This window comes from Paraburkholderia sp. AV2 (assembly GCF_054968425.1).
Map to the genome: position 1 here is coordinate 198,647 of NZ_JBANLK010000001.1, position 19,654 is coordinate 218,300.

General features: G+C 67.1%; 19 protein-coding genes and 1 tRNA gene. 4 read left to right on the plus strand and 16 right to left on the minus strand.

Annotated features, from left to right (window positions below):
* Positions 1 to 3: 3 nt before the first annotated feature.
* From V8683_RS00985 to V8683_RS01005, 5 genes are read right to left on the minus strand one after another with little or no spacing between them, the layout of a single operon-like run.
* On the minus strand, positions 4 to 138 hold the full coding sequence (locus tag V8683_RS00985) for a hypothetical protein (RefSeq protein ID WP_257724553.1): 135 nt from the start codon (positions 136 to 138) through the stop codon (positions 4 to 6).
* Positions 135 to 464, minus strand: a complete 330-nt coding sequence (locus V8683_RS00990; RefSeq protein ID WP_411187762.1) for a hypothetical protein — start codon at positions 462 to 464, stop codon at positions 135 to 137. The genes V8683_RS00985 and V8683_RS00990 overlap by 4 nt, the downstream gene beginning before the upstream one ends.
* Positions 449 to 670, minus strand: a complete 222-nt coding sequence (locus V8683_RS00995; protein WP_411187764.1) for a hypothetical protein — start codon at positions 668 to 670, stop codon at positions 449 to 451. The genes V8683_RS00990 and V8683_RS00995 overlap by 16 nt, the downstream gene beginning before the upstream one ends.
* Complete coding sequence (locus V8683_RS01000; protein WP_411187766.1) at positions 667 to 1,059, minus strand: hypothetical protein; 393 nt, start codon at positions 1,057 to 1,059, stop codon at positions 667 to 669. The genes V8683_RS00995 and V8683_RS01000 overlap by 4 nt, the downstream gene beginning before the upstream one ends.
* A 1-nt stretch (position 1,060) precedes the next feature.
* The gene (locus V8683_RS01005; protein ID WP_017422962.1) at positions 1,061 to 1,327 is read right to left on the minus strand and encodes a hypothetical protein; all 267 of its coding nucleotides are present in this window, start codon (positions 1,325 to 1,327) and stop codon (positions 1,061 to 1,063) included.
* A 187-nt stretch (positions 1,328 to 1,514) separates the two neighbouring features.
* Here V8683_RS01005 and V8683_RS01010 point away from each other — a divergent pair, with 187 nt between their 5' ends.
* Complete coding sequence (locus tag V8683_RS01010; protein WP_411187769.1) at positions 1,515 to 2,492, plus strand: hypothetical protein; 978 nt, start codon at positions 1,515 to 1,517, stop codon at positions 2,490 to 2,492.
* Positions 2,493 to 2,504: 12 nt separating this feature from the next.
* Here V8683_RS01010 and V8683_RS01015 read toward each other — a convergent pair whose 3' ends face one another.
* The 4 genes from V8683_RS01015 to V8683_RS01030 form a co-directional block, all read right to left on the minus strand.
* Positions 2,505 to 2,636: a hypothetical protein gene (locus tag V8683_RS01015; protein WP_411187771.1), complete on the minus strand. Its 132-nt coding sequence runs from the start codon at positions 2,634 to 2,636 to the stop codon at positions 2,505 to 2,507.
* 24 nt (positions 2,637 to 2,660) lie between these two features.
* Positions 2,661 to 3,161 carry a hypothetical protein gene (locus tag V8683_RS01020; protein WP_411187773.1) on the minus strand — a complete coding sequence of 167 codons (501 nt, stop codon included), beginning with the start codon at positions 3,159 to 3,161 and terminating at the stop codon, positions 2,661 to 2,663.
* Positions 3,162 to 3,229: 68 nt separating this feature from the next.
* Positions 3,230 to 3,529 (minus strand): hypothetical protein, encoded by a 300-nt coding sequence (locus tag V8683_RS01025; protein ID WP_060091684.1) that lies wholly within the window; start codon positions 3,527 to 3,529, stop codon positions 3,230 to 3,232.
* Positions 3,529 to 4,062: a hypothetical protein gene (locus V8683_RS01030; RefSeq protein WP_411187775.1), complete on the minus strand. Its 534-nt coding sequence runs from the start codon at positions 4,060 to 4,062 to the stop codon at positions 3,529 to 3,531. The genes V8683_RS01025 and V8683_RS01030 overlap by 1 nt, the downstream gene beginning before the upstream one ends.
* 978 nt (positions 4,063 to 5,040) lie before the next feature.
* On the opposite strand from V8683_RS01030, the gene V8683_RS01035 reads away from it, so the two are divergent.
* The 3 genes from V8683_RS01035 to mobF all read left to right on the plus strand — a co-directional run bounded on the left by V8683_RS01035 (position 5,041) and on the right by mobF (position 13,049).
* Positions 5,041 to 5,382 (plus strand): hypothetical protein, encoded by a 342-nt coding sequence (locus V8683_RS01035; protein ID WP_059890110.1) that lies wholly within the window; start codon positions 5,041 to 5,043, stop codon positions 5,380 to 5,382.
* A gap of 198 nt (positions 5,383 to 5,580) precedes the next feature.
* Positions 5,581 to 7,944, plus strand: coding sequence for a type IV secretion system DNA-binding domain-containing protein (locus V8683_RS01040; RefSeq protein WP_411187777.1), 2,364 nt, complete (start codon positions 5,581 to 5,583; stop codon positions 7,942 to 7,944).
* A 113-nt stretch (positions 7,945 to 8,057) separates the two neighbouring features.
* Positions 8,058 to 13,049: a MobF family relaxase gene (gene mobF, locus V8683_RS01045; RefSeq protein ID WP_411187779.1), complete on the plus strand. Its 4,992-nt coding sequence runs from the start codon at positions 8,058 to 8,060 to the stop codon at positions 13,047 to 13,049.
* Between the two features lie 31 nt (positions 13,050 to 13,080).
* Here mobF and V8683_RS01050 read toward each other — a convergent pair whose 3' ends face one another.
* The 7 genes from V8683_RS01050 to rsmB form a co-directional block, all read right to left on the minus strand.
* Entirely contained in the window at positions 13,081 to 13,317 is a 237-nt protein-coding gene (locus tag V8683_RS01050) for a hypothetical protein (RefSeq protein WP_060091675.1), read from the minus strand.
* A gap of 22 nt (positions 13,318 to 13,339) precedes the next feature.
* Entirely contained in the window at positions 13,340 to 13,918 is a 579-nt protein-coding gene (locus tag V8683_RS01055) for a hypothetical protein (protein ID WP_411187781.1), read from the minus strand.
* A gap of 281 nt (positions 13,919 to 14,199) precedes the next feature.
* Positions 14,200 to 14,275, minus strand: a tRNA-Phe gene (locus V8683_RS01060).
* A 48-nt stretch (positions 14,276 to 14,323) separates the two neighbouring features.
* On the minus strand, positions 14,324 to 15,007 hold the full coding sequence (gene esaR, locus V8683_RS01065) for a response regulator transcription factor EsaR (RefSeq protein WP_027793215.1): 684 nt from the start codon (positions 15,005 to 15,007) through the stop codon (positions 14,324 to 14,326).
* The gene (locus tag V8683_RS01070) at positions 15,008 to 17,416 is read right to left on the minus strand and encodes a sensor histidine kinase (RefSeq protein WP_411187783.1); all 2,409 of its coding nucleotides are present in this window, start codon (positions 17,414 to 17,416) and stop codon (positions 15,008 to 15,010) included.
* The gene (locus V8683_RS01075) at positions 17,406 to 17,996 is read right to left on the minus strand and encodes a DUF4390 domain-containing protein (protein ID WP_411187785.1); all 591 of its coding nucleotides are present in this window, start codon (positions 17,994 to 17,996) and stop codon (positions 17,406 to 17,408) included. Before V8683_RS01075 ends, V8683_RS01070 begins: the two co-directional genes overlap by 11 nt.
* On the minus strand, positions 17,993 to 19,501 hold the full coding sequence (gene rsmB / locus V8683_RS01080) for a 16S rRNA (cytosine(967)-C(5))-methyltransferase RsmB (RefSeq protein WP_411187787.1): 1,509 nt from the start codon (positions 19,499 to 19,501) through the stop codon (positions 17,993 to 17,995). The genes V8683_RS01075 and rsmB overlap by 4 nt, the downstream gene beginning before the upstream one ends.
* Positions 19,502 to 19,654: the final 153 nt, after the last annotated feature.

Here is a 19,654-nt window from a genome sequence, read left to right on the forward strand (position 1 = left end):
GGGTCAATCGGTCGCGTGCTCGTGCAGCACCGCGGCCCACAGCCGTTCCTGCCGGGCGTGACGCTGCCCGCGGTTCGTCTGGCGCTTCGTCTGCTTCGATCGGCTCGCTTTCTTCGGCTTCGATTTGCGGTCGTTCATGCGTCCACCTCGTCCGCCCACAGGTCGGCGTACGCTTTCGCGCACGCCAGGCGCCGCTCGCCGTGGAACGACAGGCCCAGCCATCGGTCCAGCCGTTCCTCGTCCGTTCGCCACAGGTCGCTCGACAGCAGCGACGCGGCGCACAGCGTCAGCGGCAACATCGCCCACGCGTCCAGCGGTGGCAGCACGCCGCGCAGAGCCAGCGCCGTGACGCCGGCCCCGATCAACACCGCGTCCAGGGACAGCAGGGCCATGATTGCGACGCCGCGCAGGTTCACGCCGTGCTCGCGTGCCAGCCGGCGCAGCAGGTTCAGTTTCCGGTCCATGAGTCGCTCCATTCGTCGGTGCTCTTGTGAGCGAGGATCGGCCAGACGCCCGCGCCCATCAGCACGAGCGACAGGGCCATCAAGACCATCTCCAGGAGCGCGGGCGCGTCATACACGGCCAGCGCGACGACGACGCATTGCAGCGTGATCGCAAACCAGACGGCCCACAGCGACAACTGCGAGACGGGCGGGTTCGGGTTCTTCATACAGCCTCCGAGGGTGTGATTGACCGCATTTCAACGAGGCGGGCGCGGGCGCGGACAAGACCCTGCGACGAGCGCGCCAAGCGTTGCGCGATGCGATCGGCCTGACGATGAAGAAGAAGCGAAGCGGTGATCGACGCCACGGCCAGCACGGCCTCGACGACGCAGAACACGGTGAGCGCGAGCGGACGGCAACCGGCCGGTGCCGGTGCGGCCAGCGACACGCCGATGCCCAGCACGATCACCAGCGACGCGGCCGAGGCCGACACGCTCACGCGGTACGCCGTCGCCACCCGGCGCAGCGCGGTGCGGGCTTCGGCCCGTTCGCGCTTGAACCGATCTTTGCGGGCCACGTAGCCCGAGAGGGTGACGGGGGCAGGCCGGCGGCTCATGTCAGCGGCTCCACTGGTTGCGCTTGGCCGACTCGCCGTGCAGGTCGGCGTAACGGCGCAGGAACGCCAGGCGTTCGCCAGGCGTGAGGCTTTCCATCGCGAGCAAGGCGGCGCCGATGTACGCGGTGCGCGTGACGCCCACGGCTTCACGCTCGCGGTCGACGTTCGCACCGACGCTGCGCACCAGCGCTAGGGTCGTGCGCCACCGGTCGGCCGCGTGACGCGCGAGCCAGGAACGCTGGCGTTGTGCGTTTTTCGACAGGGACATGCGGGGCTCCAAAGAGGGGATGCGTTAGCACTAACGCCATAAACCCACCCTCTCTCTAGAGAGGGCTCGAGTCAAACATCGACCGTAAAAAAAGATGGCCGCCGTAGGCCCCCGATCGCTTCGCGCGGGGTCGCCTGCGGCGGCCATCGGGTACCATCGAGCGGTCAAGCAAGAACAAGGACGGGCGATGAAGAAGCACGAGGCGATCTACAACGTGTACGCCTTTTTTGAAACCGACGAACTCCGGTCGGTCGGGATCAAGCAGTACCACCGACAAGGCAGCGACGCGAAGAAGATCGAGTTTTTGCGGGCGCGTGCCGTGATCGACTTTGCGACGGTCGATCGAATCCGCGTGATCAACACGATGACGGCGATGCAGTTCCTGGTGCGGCAACGGCTCGGGCAAGTGACCGAACTGTTTGAGCCGTTGTTCGCGGCCGTTGGTGCCGGCCCCATGCCGCTGTTTTGCATGACGTCGATCGTCGACGGCGTGCCAAAAACCGATGTCAGCGTGCCGCTTGCGCCGCTCGACATGTCGAAACTGCCGGACGGTGTGGGGGAGCCAGGACGAATGGACGACTACCTGTTCAAGTATCGCAACGAGGAGCAGGGCACGTTCGACATGACGGGCCTGATCCATGACGACTATTTCAAGGCGATCCGGCTGCTGTACAACAACGGCCATTACATTTCATGCCTGAAACTGCTGATGTCGTTCCTCGATACCGTGGCTTACGTCGAGTTCGGCGAGCGCGGCCGTGGTGAAACGTCCGTCTTCATCGACTGGCTGCGCACGTTCGCCGACCCGGCCCCGGCCGGGGCCACGCCCGATGAGTTGTGGGAGTTGCGAAACAGCCTGCTCCACATGTCGAACCTGGAGTCTCGCAGGGTCGCCGCTGGGAAGGTTGCACGGCTCACGCCGTACGTCGGCGCCCAGCAATACCCGCCGAGCACCGACCCGATGATGAAGTACGTCAACACGTTCGGGCTGATCGAAGCAGTGGCCGCAGCGATCGCACGGTGGATCACCTCGTACAACGATCACCCGGAGAAAATGCGCACGTTCGTCGAGCGCTACGACCGCGTTGTGTCCGACGACCGCCAGGCGTTCATTCCCATGCCGCCAAAGACAGGGCCGGGCGCGAACCCGGCCCAGCCCTCGTAATCGAAACATGCATCACCCCAGCGAGTCCAGCAACGCGAGCACTTCCGCCCGCGGTCGCCAGATCGGGCCGTGCAGGTCGGCCTCGCTCACCGAAAAGATCGAGTCGAACAGGTCGGCCTCTCTCAGCGAGTTGCTATGCTCCAATGCCCGCACGTGCCGCAGCACGGTTCAGCGGCGCACGCGAAGCGGCTGAACCGGGCCGTGCTCGAACGCAGCAAACCGGCGGCGGTACGCCGGTTCGCTGGCGTCGTTGAACAGTAGGACGTGCTCGCACGAGTGCGCCGGCTCGGGTTCGCGCGGCACAACCAGGGCCAGCGGTGTGTCCCACATCGCGTCGATTTCGGCACGGAAGGCGGCGACCGCCTGCTCGACGGTCGGTGTTGCCGAGGTGCTGACCCGCATGTAGGCCGTCAGGTGCGCCGCACGTTCGTCCGGCGAGAGTTTTTCGAACGCGATCATCGAGGCCGCGACCCAATCGGTGAAGGTCGCTTGACCGGCGGGCGTGCCGTGGTGCTGTTCGTGGAACCGTTGCCAGGCGGCCTTGGCGCGGTCGTACGTGCCCTTCTCGAAACTGAAACCGGTGAAACGGCGGGCGTCGCGCCACGCTTCCCGGTTTTTCCGGCGACGGGCCGTGGCGGGGCTGGGGTTTTGCAGCAAGGGGCGGCTCATGGTTTCCATCCTCTAAAAAACGAGCCCGAGGGATCACGGGCTCGAACGTTGGGTTGCAATAGGTCCGGTTAGGCAGGGGCGCGGGCAAGCCGCATGTACTTCTTGAGGAATACCAGGCGTTCGCGGTCGGGCAGGGCCAGCCAGGCCAGCAGCGCCGCGCCGAGGTGATCGCTCACGCGGGCGGTTGCGGTCGCTTGCTCCGGGCCGGTGAGGCCGGCGCTTTGCGCGACCCAGGCCGCGTGCGCGGGCACCAGCGTCTTCACGTCCGCGTAGACCTGGCGGACGATCGAGGTACCAACCGCGTGCCGCGTCGCCTGCCGGCGAGCGCGCGATGCGCGCGAGCGGACGGTGCTGGCCGGCGTGCCCATCACACGCCCCCGTCCGTAGCCGAAGCGTCGGCGAGGTGCAAAGCAAGGTCGTCCAGGTTCGCCAACGCGTGCACCGCGTGATCGTCATGGGCCGCCTGCGGTGCGTCGTGCGGCGGGTTGTCGAGGCCGGCGGGCGCTTCGTCCGCCGGCTCGACCGAAACCGTCAAGGCCGCCGCGAGAGCGGCCGGCACCGCGCTGATGTACGTGTTCAGGTACTCCAGCCGGCGCTCGCGTTTCATATCGACGAACGCATCGAGCGCAGCGCCCAGCAGGTCGTTCAGGTGTGCGCCGGCCACGACGGCGGCGGTGGCACGGTCCGACTTCGACAGTTTCGGGTTGTCCCGAGCCTCGCGGCAGTACGTCACGTCCTCCTGCAGCGTGGCTTTTGCGCCCGATAGCATGGCGGTCAGGATCGACGCGCCCAGGTTGCTGCGCACGCTCGACCACTTCGCGCGGCTCGCGCGGATGCGTTGCCGCGTACGTTCCAGCCGTCGGGCTTCACGTTCGAGCGGATCGTTCAGGTCGGTGGACATGCTCAACTTCTCCCAGGTCGTAAACGAAAAACGCCCCAGCGGTGAACTGGGGCGAACGTTGCGCGCGACGGATCGCGCAGATGCGATGAGTACAAGATACAGCGATGCGGGCGCAGGTCAACACCTGGCGCTCGCGTTCCGGTACCGCGCACGCTCGACGGTGCCAACGATGCGTGGGCGCTATCGACTTATGGACGGTTTATCAAGAACTCCTCAAGGTTTTTCAGACCGGGCACCCAGCGGTCCACGGCGCGCAAAACAGGCCCAACGACGCGTTTTGTTGCTTGCGACGGCTCCCCCATCCGCCGCGCACCATCCGCCCGGTTTTGCTCGCATCGTTCCTTTTGCTGAAGTGTGGCGGTACAAGAAACGGGCAAAGCAGAGGGGACGTACAAGAAACGGGGCGGGGCAGCGGTCGTACAAGAAACAGGCAGGCGGGTAAGGCGGGCAGAGGACGGGGCAGGCAACACGGACGTACAAGAAACACAGCAACCCTCAACCACCACAACCAGCACCACGATCACCAGCAACAACGAACAGCAGGGGGTAAGACGTACAAGATATGAAGCAGGACACCGAGGGCAGAGGCATCCAGGGCAACGGCAACATCATGAAAGGCGTACAAGCAACACCGTGAAAGGCGTACAAGCAACACCGAGGGAAGCGTACAAGAAGCATGTCGTATCGGTGTGGTTTGCGTGCTCCTCGTTTTACTCGGAGTACGACCACAACACACGCATTGCACCTTCGGTGCCTCCTCCCCTGGCCGCTTCGCGGCCCTTTCGCCTTGCTGCGCAAGGCTCTTATCGTCGCCGCGTAGCGGCGACCGGGAAGGAGGCCAAAGCCTTACCGGAAAAGGCTTTGACGGTCGCCGTGCTCCGGGCGAAAAACGGTCGCCGCGACGTACCGCGGGCACCCGCTTGTCTTTGCCCCGGTTCCTGGTAGTACTGAAGCACCAGCCACCGCACGGAGCCCATCATGGCAATGCCCAACCTGCACATCCGACTGAAACCCACGAGCAACAACCGGCTGAAAGACCTAGCCGAGGCGCTGAACGTCAGCCAGGGCGACCTCGCCCGGCGGGCGATCGACGCCTACCTGGACGGCGTGGACATCGCCGCCGCGATCGACGAGCAGCGCCGTGCGATCGACGCGCAGATCGGCGCGCTGGAAACGCGGCTGATCGAACGGTTCGAGGACCACCTGAAGGCGCTCGCCAACGCGTTCGCAACGATCCACCTGACGGTCGACCAGGCCGGCAACGCCATCGCCGGCCACCGCGATCCGCTGGCACCGGACGCAGCGTTGCGGGCCGCCTGACCGGTCAAAATCCCCGACACGAAAAACCGACGCCGGGCGGCGAGTCCGACCCACCGCCGCAACAAGCCGTCCGGCGTTCCGTTTTTTCAGCAGCACCAGCAGGACCAGCAGCATCCGCCGTTCGTCGAGTCACCCGCGGGCAACGCGGGCTTCCGGGTACCAGGGGCCATCGCGCTCCGCTCACCGGAGGCCGACATCATGGCTCGACACGACGACGACGGCAGCAACGTCTTGCGGCTGTTCATGCGCAAGCAACCCCTCAACACCAGCGCCTCGCAAAAGGTCGCTTACGTCGGCCGCGGCATGGCCGAGGGCGCCCTGACCTGCCTCGCCACCTTTCTGGTGCTGTTCACGTTCACCATGCTGTTCGCGCCGGTCGGCGCCGAGCGCATCGGCAACCTCGATTTCTGGAGCGGCCTGTTCGGCAGCATCGCGCACCAGACCCTGCCCACCCATCCGTTCGAGGGCGCCGCGTACCGGTTCGGCAGCCTGTTCGACGAGTACCCGTTCGACATCGCCTGGCGCCTCGCGCTTGCGTTCGCGCCGTCGGCGGCGCTGGGCTGGTTCGTGTTCCGCGACACGGCCACGCCACGCGACAGCCAGGTGCACGTCGAGGGCGGCCGGTTCCACAACGGCGCGGAGGCGGTGAAACAACTGGCGATCGACACGGCTCCCCCGGCGCCGGCCAAAGGCAAGAAGGCGCCCGCGCAGTTGATGAAAATCCACCCGGACGTTCCGCCGTTGCTGCGCGACGTGTGGGTTCGGCACCAACTGATCATCGGCGCGTCGGGCGCCGGCAAGACCATGATCTTGCTGCACTGGCTGTTCCAGATGCACAAAGCAGAGGTCACGTTGCCCGACGGCACCACCGGCCCGTTCGGTCACAAGTTCGCGGCGGTTGACCAGAAGGGGGATTTTTCGCGGCTGTTCTGCAAGTTCGAGGACGGCGTGAGCGTCGGCGCCGCGCTGATCGACCCGTGGTCGGCGTTGTCGGACGTGTGGGACATCTACCGCGAACTGTCGCGCGACGATGCGCTGGAGGTGTTTTGCGCCACGATGTGGCCGACCAACCCGAACGCGTCGCAACCGTTTTTCACCGACGCCGCGCAGATCGTCGGCTACGGCGTGGTCGAGACGCTGCGCGTCGAACGGCGGCAACGGAAGATCGGCCGCTGGGGCTGGACGGAACTGTCCGAGCGCACCGGCCTGCCGCAGCCCGGCCTCGTCGCCCTGTTCAAGCCCTACGCGGCCAACGAGGACGGCAGCCCGAACCCGAACTACAACGCGGCGATCAACAAGGCGTACAACATCGTCATCGACCCGAACCCGGGCACCATGTCGGTCCTGTCCACGCTGATGAACGGCGCGAAACTGATCGACAACCTGGCGAAAGCCTGGCCCACGACGGTCCCGAACGACACGCGCCGCAAGATCGCGTTGTGCGACTGGGTGAAGGACGACTACACCGGGCCGCGGCAGATGGTCATTCGGGGCAAGCCGGACATGCCGCTGACGGAGAAGTACATCGCCGCGATGTTCAACGTCATGGCCCCGCTGCTGCTCGAACTGCGCGATTCCCGCAGCCGGCTCATCGGCGTGATCGTGGACGAACTGGCCGCGGTGAACCGGCTGAACATCATGGGCCTGCTCGACAAGGGCCGATCCAAAGGCGTGATGTTCACCGCCTGCTACCAGGACATCAACCAGATCAAACTCAAATACAGCCCGGAAGAAGCCAACACGATGTGGTCCCTGGTCGGCACCCGCATCGTCACGCGCACGTCGTCGGGCGACACCGCCAACAAACTGTCGGAGTGGTTTGGCAAACGTGTCGTCAACAAGATGAACACGTCCGTCACCGCGAACGGGCAGAGCGCCGCACAGCCCAACGTGACGAACTCGTACCACGAAGAAGCCACGTTGCTGGTCCGCCCGCATCAGATCAGCGACGAGAAGCACATGGGCGTGCGCAGCGACAGCAACACGCCTTACGGCTTCAAGGTCTCGGGCCTGCTGACGTTCGGCGGTTCCGTCTACAAACTCTGGTGGCCCGGTTTCAACGTGGACTCGCTGGTGCAATGCGAGACGGACGTGCCCGCCGCCTGGACGAAGCCGATGGACGAGCCGGAGGAACAAAACCAGCCGGAAACGACGGCCCCCGCCGCCGACGCTGACGCGACCGAGGGCGGCCACGAGGTGCAGGCCACCGACGAGCCCGACCTGGACATCGACGACCCGATGCCGCCGGACGACGAGCCGATCCCGCCGCGCGTCGTCGCGCTGCTCGACGAACCGGGCGAGCCGGAACCGCCCGTGGAGCCGCCGCCCGCTGCGAAGCCGGCCAAGGCCAAGCCGGCCGAGATCGACGAGGCCGACCTGGACAGCATGATCGAGGAAGCCGGTGAGGAGGTCGCCGCCGACCAGTTGAGCGAAGCGCTCGACGTGCCCGGCCTGGGCGTCGTGCTCGACGCGGTGAAGGTGATCGACATGTACCACGCCTCGAACAAGCCGGCGGGCAAGCCCGGCCAAGGCAAGACCGGCACCACGCCGCTGTTCCGCTGACGCTCGACGGGCGTACCTATATAGAGATGCGCCCGTTGACAGCGGCCCGCCGTACGAGACACTGACTTGAAGGCGTTAGTGCTAACGCCACACCACACCGACCGAGGGCCAGCATGGTCAAATCCACCCCATTGAACTCGAAGGGCTACGGCAAGAAAGGCGCCAACATCCTCCAGTACCTGAAAAACACCGAGTATTACCAAGGTTCAGACGGCAAAATGCAAAACCCCACGCGCTGGATCGGTGACGGCCCGGAGGCGCTGGGCCTGTCCGGCGTGGTCGATCACAAGGCGCTCGACCTCATGGCCGCCGGCCGTGGCCCGAACGGTGAGCCGCTGGTGGCGAACGCGGGCGCCGAGCACAACATGGGCTACGACCTGACGTTCAGCCCGTTCAAAACATTTTCCGTCGCGTGGGCACGGGCCAACCCCGAGGAGCGTGAGCGCCTGCTGGGCGCGCACCGTGCCGCGGTGGACCTGTCGCTGCAATATTTGAAGGAGAACCTGGACGTGCGCGCGGGCGCCGGTGGCACCGAGCGCATTGGGTGCTCCGAACTGTTCGCCGCCGGGTTCACGCACTTCACGAACCGCAACCTCGACCCGCAGGTTCACGAGCACGTGCTGTTGTTCAACGTGGTGCGTGGCGCGGACGGCAAGACCCGATCGCTGAACACCCGCGACCTGCAGCAGCACGTGTACGTCATGGACCAGATCCACAAAGGCGCGCTGGCCCATTCCCTGACCGAGATGGGCTACGCGGTGAACCGGGAGGTCGAACTGCACCAGCACACCGGCCGCGAGACCGGGCACGTCCGGTACGACATCGACGGCATCAGCCGCGAGGTGGTGCTGGCCGAGTCGAGCCGCCGCCTGGAACTGGTGAAGTACGCCGAAGAGCACAACGTGTCGTACAACCAGGCAACCCTCGCGACGCGCAAGAGCAAGGACGAGCCCGCGTTCGCCGAACTCGACCCGATGTGGTCGCAATCGTTCGCCCCGTTCGTCGAGAGCGGCGCCCTGCCGAGCAACGAGCAGCTGAAGCAGCGCCCGCAGCACGACCTGGCGATGCGCGACGACAAGGTCTTGCTCGAAAAACTGCACAAGACCGAGGCGAACGTCACGCGGCGCGACGTGGTGGCCCTGATCGCGGCCGAGGCCGGCCCGGCGTTCGGCCACGACCTGCAAAAACTCGATCGCATGGTCGATGATTTCATGCAGCGCAACGACTTCGTGCAGAAGCCCGAGAACAGCCGCGGCCAGGTGATGTACACGAGCCGGTGGGCCATCGAGACGGAGCGCAGCCTGGTGGCGAGCGACCAGGCGCTGCGCGCGAACACCGCGCACAACCTGTCGCCCGAACTGGTGCAGAAGGCCGTGGACGCGTTCGAGAAGCGCAAGACGGAGGAGCGGTTGCAGAAGGCGCTCGACGACCTCGACGCCGCCAAGGCCGCGGCCAAGGCCAGCCCCGACCAGCAGGCCAAAGCCGCGGCCAAGGTCGCGAAGGCCGAGGCCAAGGTGGCCGACGCGCGCAGCGCCCCGCCGATGAAACTGACGGACGAGCAGCGGCGCAACATCGACTACGCGGCGATGCAGACGGGCGGCGTCGCCAACCTGGTGGGCCGGGCCGGCACCGGCAAGACGTTCACCGCGCAGGTGTTCGTCGATGCGTACCGCGCAGCCGGTTACGACGTGCTGGGCGTGTCCGGCGGATGGAAGGCCACCAACAAACTGGCGGCCGAGGTCGAGGGCCTGGAAGCGCAAGCCCTGGCGCCGATGCTCGCACGCCTGGACGCCGGATCGCTGAAGCTGACTAGCCAAACGCTGATCGTCCTGGACGAGGCCGGTATGGTCGGTGTGTCCGATCGCGCGAAACTCGAACGCTACGTCGCCGAGGCCGGCGGGAAGATCGTCGCGGCCGGCGACGGGCGCCAGTTGAAATCGCCCACGGCGGGCGACTCGTTCCGCGCCTCGATCGACGTGGTGGGCTGCAGCGAGATGACCGACGTGCGCCGGCAGCGCAGCGCCGAGCACCGCCAGACCGTGGCGATGCTGTACGCCGCCGACAACGGCCGCGAACTGTTCAGCCGGATGCAAGACCACGGCCACATCGTCGAGGTCGAGGTGCCGGAGGCGATGAAGGACAAGGGCGAGGACCGCCAGGCCATCTACGAGCGCATCGCCCGCGACTGGGGCGAGAGCGCCGTGCCCGAGCGCAACCGCATGGTGATCGCCACGCGCAACGAAGACGTGCGCGGCCTGAACGACGCCATCCGGGCGGTGAAGCGCGAGAAGGGCCTGCTCACCGGCCCGGACGTGCCCATGCACATCGTCCCGAAAGCCAGCGAGACCGGCGCCACGGTACAGAAGGGGTTCGCCGTCGGCGATCGCATTCAGTTTCTGGACAAGCACGACGACGAGGCCAAGGCGCAGAAGGCGCTCAAGGCCCTGCGCGGCAACATCATCCGGGCGAAGCAAGGCCACGAGGTGATCGACCGCATGACCGGCCAGGCCATCACGCTCGCCGAGTTGCAAGCCCGCTTGCCCGAGGCCGAGCGCAAGGTGCGCACCGCCGGCCTGGGCGTGGTGAACGGTACGAACGCCATCATCGACCGCATCGAAGACCTGGGCGACGGCCAGAACCGCATCCACGCGACGATTCTGGACGACGTGCAGAAGGACGCCAAGGGCCGGCAGCAGGACGGCCGGCGCGTGTCGTGGAGCACCGCCGACCTGAACGCGTTCGACCACGCCAGCGCGATCACGAACCACGGCGGCCAAGGTCAGGGGGAGGAGGACGTGTTCGTGATGACGAGCACGACCGACGAGAACGACGCGATCCTCGTGCAGTTCACGCGCGAGAAGGACATGGTGAGGTTTTACGGGACCGACGACGATTTCCGGCACTTCCCTGAAGCCCTGGAAGCGTTGACCGTCAAGGGCAACGCCACCGACGACCTGCCCGCGCACATGCGTACCGAGCACGAGCAGGCCATGTTCGAGCGCGCCGCGGCGAAGTCCGCCGCCGAGCGCCAGGCGCTGGCCGACACCGCCCGCGAACAACTGAAAGGCATGGGCCTGGACGCGGCCACGACCGCGCACGATCGACGCGCGGACGTGGTGGACACGATGGCCGCCGAGCACGCGGCCCGCGTGCGCCAGACGCCGGACGCCCCGCCCGTCACCGCGGCGGTGAATCCCCGCGACGTGCCCGCGCTCAACGAGGCGATCCGGGCGCACATGCGCGCCGACGGTTCGATCACCGGCGACGACGTGACGCTCACCGTGGCGCGCGGTGCCGACTTCAACCCGACCGCGTTCCGGCCCGAGGCCGATGCGCGCGTGGCGCAGAACGACGATGGCGATCGGTGCTACCGGGGCACGCTCGTCGAAACCGGCACGGGCCTGGTCGATCCCAACGACCCGACGAGCAAATCGCCCTACGCGGTGATCCGCAGCCGTGACGGCCACGAGCACAAGGTGTTCGGCGTCGATGTCGCGCCGGCCATCGAGCGCGGCGGCGTCCAGCCGGGCGACACCATCGAACTGCGGCGCACCGGCGAGCAGCCGGTCGAAATCACCGACCGCAAGACCGGCGAAACGAAAACCGTGTTGCGCAACGGCTGGGAAGCCGCGCCGCACGACTTCGTGGCCCACGAACAGGCCCAGCGCGAGGCCCACACGGCCGAGGTGCAGCGGCAGCGCGACGCGGCCGAGAAGCCGACCGGGCAGGCCGAGTTGAAACTGGCCGTGGGCGACGTGGTGACGTTCGGCAGCCGGGGCGCCGCGCTGTACCACGGCATCGACGACGCGGGCGCACGCCTGACCATCACCGCCGTGGACGGCACCGACCCGGCCAACCCGAAGGCTACGGCGCGGTGGAACGGGCAGGACTTCACGTTGACGAACGGCGACCAGATCGAGCACGCGCACGCCGTACCGGTCTGGAAGGCCGCCCGCGACGCCAAGGCCGCGGACGTGCCCGCGCCGTTCGTGCAGGTCATGGCGAGCGAGGCGGACCGGATCGACCCGCAGGCGCTGCGCGACGTGCAGGCCAGCGCGGAGTCGCTGCACGTGCACGGCACCGGCCGCGCCTTCAAGGCCACGGCGCACGCGCACACCGAACACCAGGCGCAGCGCGAGCACCTGGTCGAGCGGACCGGCGAGGCCGTGCGCTCGATCAACGCCACCGCCACGGTGTCGATCGCCGAGAAGCCCGAGGCCGCGGCCAAGGAACTGGCCCAGGCGTGGGTCAAGAGCGACACGCCCGAGCGCGAGCGCCGCGCCGTGGGCGGTACGCCGCACGACGTGGCGCGGCTCACCGACGCCATCCGCGCCGCGAAGCGCGAGGCCGGCCAGTTGCACGGCGAGGACCACGCCGTGCGCGTGCGGGCCGGCACCACCAGCGTCGAGATGCCGGTGGCCGCGGGCGACCGCATGGTGCTGCGCACCGACAAGAACCTGTCGCTCGCGTTGCCGGTGAAACTGGAGGAGCCCATGAACGCCACGTTGCGCCTGAACACCGTGGGCCGTGGCGCCGACGGCGTGCTGCGCGCGACGGCCACGGTCGAGAGCAGCAACGAGCGCGACCGCAAGCACACGGTGACGCTCGACGAGGACCACCTGAAACGGTTCCGCCACGGGTACGCCACGACGCAGAAGGACGCGGCGAAGAACCCGAGCCCCGACGTGTTCGCACTGGTCGGCGAGCGCGACGCACCGGCCCGCGTCACCGCAGCCCTGGAGTCGGCCGGGCAGACCGCCGTGTTCACGACGCCGAAGGCGGCCGAGCGCCTGGCCGGGCACGTCGAGACGAGCGCCCGCGAGGCCGAGCGCGCGGTGCAGAACGCGGCCAAGACCGCCGAGCGGGCAACGGCCGGCCGCGACGCGATCCGCACGGCGATGGAAAAGCGGCAGGAGCAGGAGCGGGCACGCCAGCAGGCGGCCGAGGCCGCCCGGGCGGACGCGCAGCGCAAGGCCGCCGAGCAGGCCAAGCAGCAGGCCGAGGCCAAGGCGAAGCAACAACAGGCCGAGGAGAAGAAAAAGGCGCAGGAACGGGCTTGGGCCAAGGCCCTGGTGCCGCAGCGGGGCGGCGGCATCAACCTGTAAACGACAACGGGGCCGTGAGGCCCCGTTTCTCTTACGCCGCCGGAGCGTTCAGAAACGCCCGCAGATCGCCGAGTCTGTAATGCACCACGCCGTCCGGGCCGAACGGCTGCACCCATGCCGGGCCGCGGACTTCCTTGCGATCGGCGGACAGTTCAGCGACCGAGCGGCCCAGCAGTTTCGCCGCCTGGTCGGTGGTCAACATCAGGTCGTCGGCCCCGCTCTTCAGCAGTTCAGCCAGCACGGTGGCGTCGTTCAATGCGTTGCTCATGGTTTCCCCGTTTTTTGTATGGTCAAGGCGTGCTGCGCTTACGCTGGTGCGCCGGCAACGGTTCGGCGGTGGCCTCATCGGCCGCCGCGCCCAAGGCCGTACGGCCCTCGCCCACCTTGCGCTCGACCGCCGCCGCCTTGCGTTGCGTCAGGTACTCGTCGAGCGACAGCACCACGGCGCGGTCGTCGTCCGACAGCGCCTCGCCCAGCGTCAGCGACTTGAAAAAGTCCACGGGCACGCCCTGGTGGATCAAGAACGGCCACGTGTCGTCGAGGCCGGCGGTATCCAGGAACTCGCCGAACGACAGCGAGCCGAGCACGGCCTGTTGTTCCAGCAGGGTGGAAAACTCCCGTTGACCGAACATGAAGTCGCGCACCGCCCCCATGCGGTAACGCACCGCACCGCGCTCACCGTACGGCTTCTGCCACTTCGGGCCGGTCCCAGCCTTGCGGTCGTCCTCGACCTGCTCGTACGACCGGCTCGTCAGCATCGCGACCTGCTGCGGCGTGATCCACATCTCGTCCGACACCGTTTTACGGTCCTCAAGGCTCGCGATCAAAAGCAAGTCCACCCTAGTGAGTTCGTCGTTCTTTTTTGCCACGGTCGTGTCCAGTGCGTCCTGTTGTTGCGTGCCCGAAATGGTACCGCACCCGGGAGCCAAAGGAGCCAGGACGGGGAACGACGGGGAAAAGCCGGGTTCAGCAGGGAGCCAAGAGGGAGCCAAAACCAAAAACTGCTGGCAGGGAGCCAAGCCGGGAGCCACGGCGGAAGCGTTGAAAAAGGCGGGAGGTTCGGCGAGGCCGTCGGGCGCAAAGCCTTGCTGGGCAAGGCTTTGGCGGAAATGAAAAAGCCCGCTTGCGCGGGCTTTTTCACTGAAACTGATGGTGGCCTGGGACGGAATCGAACCATCGACACGCGGATTTTCAATCCGCTGCTCTACCAACTGAGCTACCGGGCCAACGAAGAAGAGAGAGTATAGCGGGGCATAGCGAACCGCGCAAGCCCCTTATTCGCCCTTGCTCTTGCCGAGGTCTACGCCGAGCTGCTTGAGCTTGCGGTACAGGTGCGTGCGTTCGAGCCCTGTTTTCTCCGCCACGCGCGTCATGCTCCCGTTCTCGCGCGCGAGGTGGTACTCGAAGTAGGCGCGCTCGAAAGCATCGCGCGCATCGCGCAACGGGATGTCGAACGAGATCGAGGCCGTCTGCGCCGGCGGCGCGACGCTCGCCGCGCCGTCGGCCGCGATCACCGGCAACGCCGCCGCGGAAGCGACAGCCGCGGGACCGGCCGCTGCCGGGCCGGCCGCTTCGCGCGCAACCGGTGTCGCCGTGCCGCGCGCGAGCCCCTGCTCGACAGCCTTCAGCAGCTTCTGCAGTGCGATCGGCTTTTCGAGGAAGTTCAGTGCGCCGATCTTCGTCGCCTCGACGGCGGTGTCGATCGTCGCGTGCCCCGACATCATGATGACCGGCATGGTCAGTTGCCCCTGCGCCGCCCATTCCTTGAGCAGCGTGACACCATCGGTATCCGGCATCCAGATATCGAGCAGCACCAGGTCGGGCACCTGGCGCAAGCGGAAGTCGCGCGCCTCCTGCGCGTCCTCCGCAAGCTCCACGACGTGCCCTTCGTCGCTCAGGATCTCCGAGAGCAGTTCCCGGATACCCATTTCATCGTCTACCACCAGGATGGTTGCCATTTACGCTGCCCTTGTCTGCACTGTTGCTTGTGTTCCCCGCTCCCCCGCATGCGCGCCGCGCTCGCCCGGGGGGGGCGTCGCGGCATCATCGGCCAACTGGAGAAAAAGAATCGAGATCTGCGCGCCTTCGATCACGTCGCCCGCCTTCATGCGGTTACGGATGTCGATACGCGCACCGTGCTCGTCGACGATCTTCTTGACCATCGCAAGCCCGAGTCCTGTTCCTTTGGCTTTGGTCGTAACGTAGGGTTCGAACGCACGCGTCAGGATACGCGCCGGAAAGCCCGGTCCGTTGTCCGATATCGTGAGGCGCACCGCCACGTGCGTGCGGCCGGTCGCGTCCGGGTCACCGTATTCTACGGCGCGCGTTTCGAGCACGACATGTGGGTTCGGTGTGTCGGCCACCGCATCCTGCGCGTTCTGCAGCAGGTTGTGGATGACCTGGCGCAATTGCGTCGCGTCGCCGCGTATCACCGGCAACGTCGAGAGTTCCACCTTGATCGCGCTCTTGCCCTCTTCCGCGCCGTAGAGCGTCAGCACTTCGCTCACGAGCTCGTTCAGCTGCAGGTTCGCGAGCACCGCCGGCGGCGTGCGCGCGTAGTCGCGGAAGTTGTCCACCATCTGCTTCATCGCCGCGACCTGGTTCACGATCGTCGTTGCGCCGCGCTTGAGCACTTCGGCGTCGGCGGGCGCGAGCTTGTCGGTGAGCTTCATCTGCAGGCGCTCCGCCGAAAGCTGGATCGGCGTGAGCGGGTTCTTGATCTCGTGCGCGAGACGCCGCGCCACTTCGCCCCATGCTACCGAACGCTGCGCCGAAATCACGTCGGAGATGTCGTCGAACACCACGACGTAGCCCGAGGTTTGCATGTCGCCGGCGTCGCGGCCCGTGTCGGAAACGAGGCGCGCGCCGCGCACGAGCAGCGTGAGCGGATCGGCTTCGCCGGGAATGGGCACCGAGAATTGCTGCTGCCAGTGGCCACGCCGCTTGTCGCTGTCGCTGCTCGCCGCCTCCTGGTCCGCAAAGGCCTTGCGCACCATCGCGCCGAACTCCGCGAGCACCGCGATGTGATCGAGCGCCACGCCGAGCTGCGCTTCGAACTGCTGACGGAAGATGCGCTCCGCGCCGGGGTTCGCCGTGGTGAGACGGAACTGGCGGTCGAACACGAACACGCCCGCCGTGAGATTCGTGAGAATGCTCTCGAGGTATGCCTTCGAATGCTCGAGCGCGACACGGTTCTTCTCGACGGCGAGGCGCGCATCGGCAAGCTGGCGTGTCATCGCATTGAAAGACTGCGTGAGGAAGCCGAGTTCGTCGCGCGACTTGATTTCGCGCTTGGGCGTGTAGTCGCCTTCGGTCACTTCCTTCGTGCCCTGCGCAAGCAGGAAGAGCGGCCGCGCGAGCTGGTTGCCGAGCGCGAGCGCCAGCATCATCGCCACGAAGGTCGCGAGGAAAAGCGCGAGCGTGAGCGTGCCGATGTACATCTTGCGCAGGCCCGTGCGGCCGAGCGACTTCTCCTGGTACTCGCGATACGCGCGCTGCACCGCATCGGCATTGCGCGCGAGCCCGGCAGGCACCGGCTGCTCCAGTTGCAGGAAGCGCTCCGTCGGCTGCAGGTCGGTGGTGTTCGCATCGGGAATGCGCGTGACGACGCGTAGCCGCAGCGCGCCCTTGGGCCCGAGTTCGCGGGGATCGCCGTCGACCTCGCCTTCTATCGCCGCATAGCCGTGCCCGCGCGCCTGGTCGATCATGAGCTGGGTCGGCATGTCGGCGGGCATCAGCGACGAAAAATTGCTCGACGCCTGGGCCACCACGTGCATCTCCGGCGTTGCGCCCGACATGCTGCGCACGGGCGCGACGATCATCGCGTCCTGCACGCCGAACTGGTCGCGCGTGCGCAGGAGCGTGAGCGTCGTGCCGGCCGAGTCGGCGCTCGAAATCTGCTCGGCCATCAGGCGCGCCTTGGTCTGCAGGTCCGAGAGCGAGGCATCGAGCATGCCGCGGCCGAGATTCAGGCCGGACGTGAGCGCGGTCTCGATGTTCACGTCGAACCACGACTCGATCGAGCGCGAAACGAACTGATACGAAACGATGTAGATGATGCCGCCCGGCACCACGCCCACGAGCGCGAAGAAGAACGCGAGCTTGGCCAATAGCCGCGTGCCGAACTTCCCCCGCCTCAAGCGCACGACGATCACGATCACGAGCGCCGTCACCACCGAAAGGAAGATCAGCGCGACGACGATGTTGGCCGCATAGAGCCAGCCGTAGTAGCGGTCGAAGAACTCGGTGTTCGCGCTCGCCGCGGCGAGCAGCACGAGCAGCAGCGTCGCGGTGAAGGCGACGGTGGACACGAGCAGCCTGACGACGATGCTGCTGACGCTGGTGGCGCGGCGCACTTTATTTAGCACGTTCGGTCACCGTGAAGTTGAAGCGCTTCCAGTCGGAGGCGAGATTCCAGTCGCGGTTGTTGACCGCGTCGATCTGGAACGGCTTGGGCATGAGCGCGACATCCAGTTGCATGCGCACCGAAGCGGTATAGGTTTCGCCGGGATGCACGTCGGTGCGGTCGATCACGTGCCAGGAGGTCACGTGCTTGATGACGGCGAGCGCTTCGCCCAGCGTCGAGAAGCCGAGCTGCAGGCCGCCGCTCGAAACGCGATATTCGCGCGTGAGCGGCTGGAATGACAGACGGATGCTTTGCGACACGCTGACGGGCTGCTCGTCGAACCAGTACCAGCGCGCTCGCGTGAGTTCGAAGTCGGTGGTGAAGTAGAGCGGGATGCCCTTGTTGACCGCGTCTTCCAGGCTGCTGTTGAGGTCGAAGTCGAAGCGGGCGTCGAGGCTCCAGCCGTTGCCGTCGGCCTCCAGCGACGCGCGCTGCACCGAAATCGAATCGGCGCGCGCCGGCGTCGCGGCGATGAAGCCGGCGACCAGCGCGATCCAGATCAGGGCCGCGAGCCGCAGCGGGAAGAAGCGTTTGATGATCACCGTTTCTGAAAGCGCGCGTAGAAAAATCCGTCGTGATCGGCGGTGCGAACGGCAACGGTGCGAGCTTGCGCCTCGTTGCCGGCCGCAAATGGCCGCGCCTCGCTGGCTGCGCCGCTCCTGCTCCCCCCGGGCCGCACGCCATCGGCCGCAGGCAGCAATTGCCCCGGCGCGTCCAATCGTACAGCATCCGCATGGGTGCTTTCAAACCAGCGCGCCTGCGCCTCGCCTTCCTCGGGAAAGATCGAGCAGGTCACGTAGAGCAATTCCCCGCCCGGCTTCAGGAGTGCCCATAGCGCATCGACGATGCGGCGCTGAGTCTGCGCCAGCGCCGCGATATCGCCCTGGCGGCGCAGCCAGCGAATGTCGGGATGGCGGCGCACGATGCCCGAGGCCGAGCACGGCACGTCGGCGAGGATGCGGTCGAACGGCTGGCCATCGTACCAGGCGGCGGGGTCGCCCGCGTCGCCGACCACCACCTGCGCGCGCCGCGCGGGATGCTCAGGATCGGGTTGGGCGAAGCCAAGGCGCGCGAAGTTTTCGCCGATACGCATAGCACGCGTGGCATCGCTTTCGAGCGCAACCAGGTCGATGTCGGCAAGCTCGAGCAGGTGGCCGCTCTTGCCGCCGGGCGCGGCGCAGGCGTCGAGCACACGCATGCCGTCGCGCACGTCCAGCAACGGCGCCGCGATCTGCGCGCCGGCGTCCTGCACGGAAACGTCGCCGGCGAAGAAGCCCGGAATGCGATCGACAGGCAGCGGCGCCGCCAGGCGCACCGCGTGCTCGCCAATCTGCGCTGCCTCGATGTGCTCCGCCTCCAGACGCTTCACGTAGTCGGCCGCGCTCGTGCGGCGCGCATTCGCGCGCAGCGTGAGCGGGCCCTGCGTATTGCCGGCGGCGAGTATCGCCTGCCATGCGTCGGGCCAGGCAGCGCGCGTGGCATCGATCCACCAGCGCGGGTAGTTCCAGCTCGCCGCCTCGTCGCTCCGGGCGGAAGCCAGCAAAGCTTCGCGCTCGCGCAGGAAGCCGCGTAGCACCGCGTTCACGAGCCCCTTCGCGAAGGCCATGTCGCGGCGCGCGCTCACTGCTCGCACTGCCTGATCGACGACGGTAAATGGGGTATAAGCGGCATTCGCCTCGTCGTCGACGAGCAGCGCGAACGCGCACGCCAGCAGGTTCACGACCGGCGGAGGCGGCGCCTTGCTCACACGCTGACGGATCAGCCAGTCGACCAGACCGAGACGGCGCATTGTCCGGTAGGCGATGTCCTGAACGGCCCCGCGCGCGAGCGGCGCGAAATCGGCGGGCAGCGCGGCGAAAGCGCTCGCTAGTGCGGCGGGCAGCGCCGCGCCGGCGCGCACGGCGCCAACCGCCTGCGCGGCCTGGTCGAGCGCGAAGCCGAGCGAATCGGGGGTCAGACGTACGGCCGTGGCAGGCCTGGGCGCGGACTGGGTAGCACGATGGCCGCGTGACGGGCCTGAAGACCGCCGGGAGGAGCTGGATGTCATGGAAAAACCGGAAGCCGGCCGCGCGAGCATCGCGGCGCAAACGTTGCATTGTAGCGTGGCGTAGGCGCAACGCCTGCAATGCACCGGAACGCCATGCAATCCTCGCGCAAACAAAAAAGCAGGCACGCGGCCTGCCCTTTCGTCGCGATGGCG

Coding starts and splice junctions, on each gene's coding strand:
- V8683_RS00985 (WP_257724553.1), bottom strand. CDS start 138: ATGAACGACCGCAAATCGAAGCCGAAGAAAGCGAGCCGATCGAAGCAG.
- V8683_RS00990 (WP_411187762.1), bottom strand. CDS start 464: ATGGACCGGAAACTGAACCTGCTGCGCCGGCTGGCACGCGAGCACGGC.
- V8683_RS00995 (WP_411187764.1), bottom strand. CDS start 670: ATGAAGAACCCGAACCCGCCCGTCTCGCAGTTGTCGCTGTGGGCCGTC.
- V8683_RS01000 (WP_411187766.1), bottom strand. CDS start 1,059: ATGAGCCGCCGGCCTGCCCCCGTCACCCTCTCGGGCTACGTGGCCCGC.
- V8683_RS01005 (WP_017422962.1), bottom strand. CDS start 1,327: ATGTCCCTGTCGAAAAACGCACAACGCCAGCGTTCCTGGCTCGCGCGT.
- V8683_RS01010 (WP_411187769.1), top strand. CDS start 1,515: ATGAAGAAGCACGAGGCGATCTACAACGTGTACGCCTTTTTTGAAACC.
- V8683_RS01020 (WP_411187773.1), bottom strand. CDS start 3,161: ATGAGCCGCCCCTTGCTGCAAAACCCCAGCCCCGCCACGGCCCGTCGC.
- V8683_RS01025 (WP_060091684.1), bottom strand. CDS start 3,529: ATGGGCACGCCGGCCAGCACCGTCCGCTCGCGCGCATCGCGCGCTCGC.
- V8683_RS01030 (WP_411187775.1), bottom strand. CDS start 4,062: ATGTCCACCGACCTGAACGATCCGCTCGAACGTGAAGCCCGACGGCTG.
- V8683_RS01035 (WP_059890110.1), top strand. CDS start 5,041: ATGGCAATGCCCAACCTGCACATCCGACTGAAACCCACGAGCAACAAC.
- V8683_RS01040 (WP_411187777.1), top strand. CDS start 5,581: ATGGCTCGACACGACGACGACGGCAGCAACGTCTTGCGGCTGTTCATG.
- mobF (WP_411187779.1), top strand. CDS start 8,058: ATGGTCAAATCCACCCCATTGAACTCGAAGGGCTACGGCAAGAAAGGC.
- V8683_RS01050 (WP_060091675.1), bottom strand. CDS start 13,317: ATGAGCAACGCATTGAACGACGCCACCGTGCTGGCTGAACTGCTGAAG.
- esaR (WP_027793215.1), bottom strand. CDS start 15,007: ATGGCAACCATCCTGGTGGTAGACGATGAAATGGGTATCCGGGAACTG.
- rsmB (WP_411187787.1), bottom strand. CDS start 19,501: ATGACATCCAGCTCCTCCCGGCGGTCTTCAGGCCCGTCACGCGGCCAT.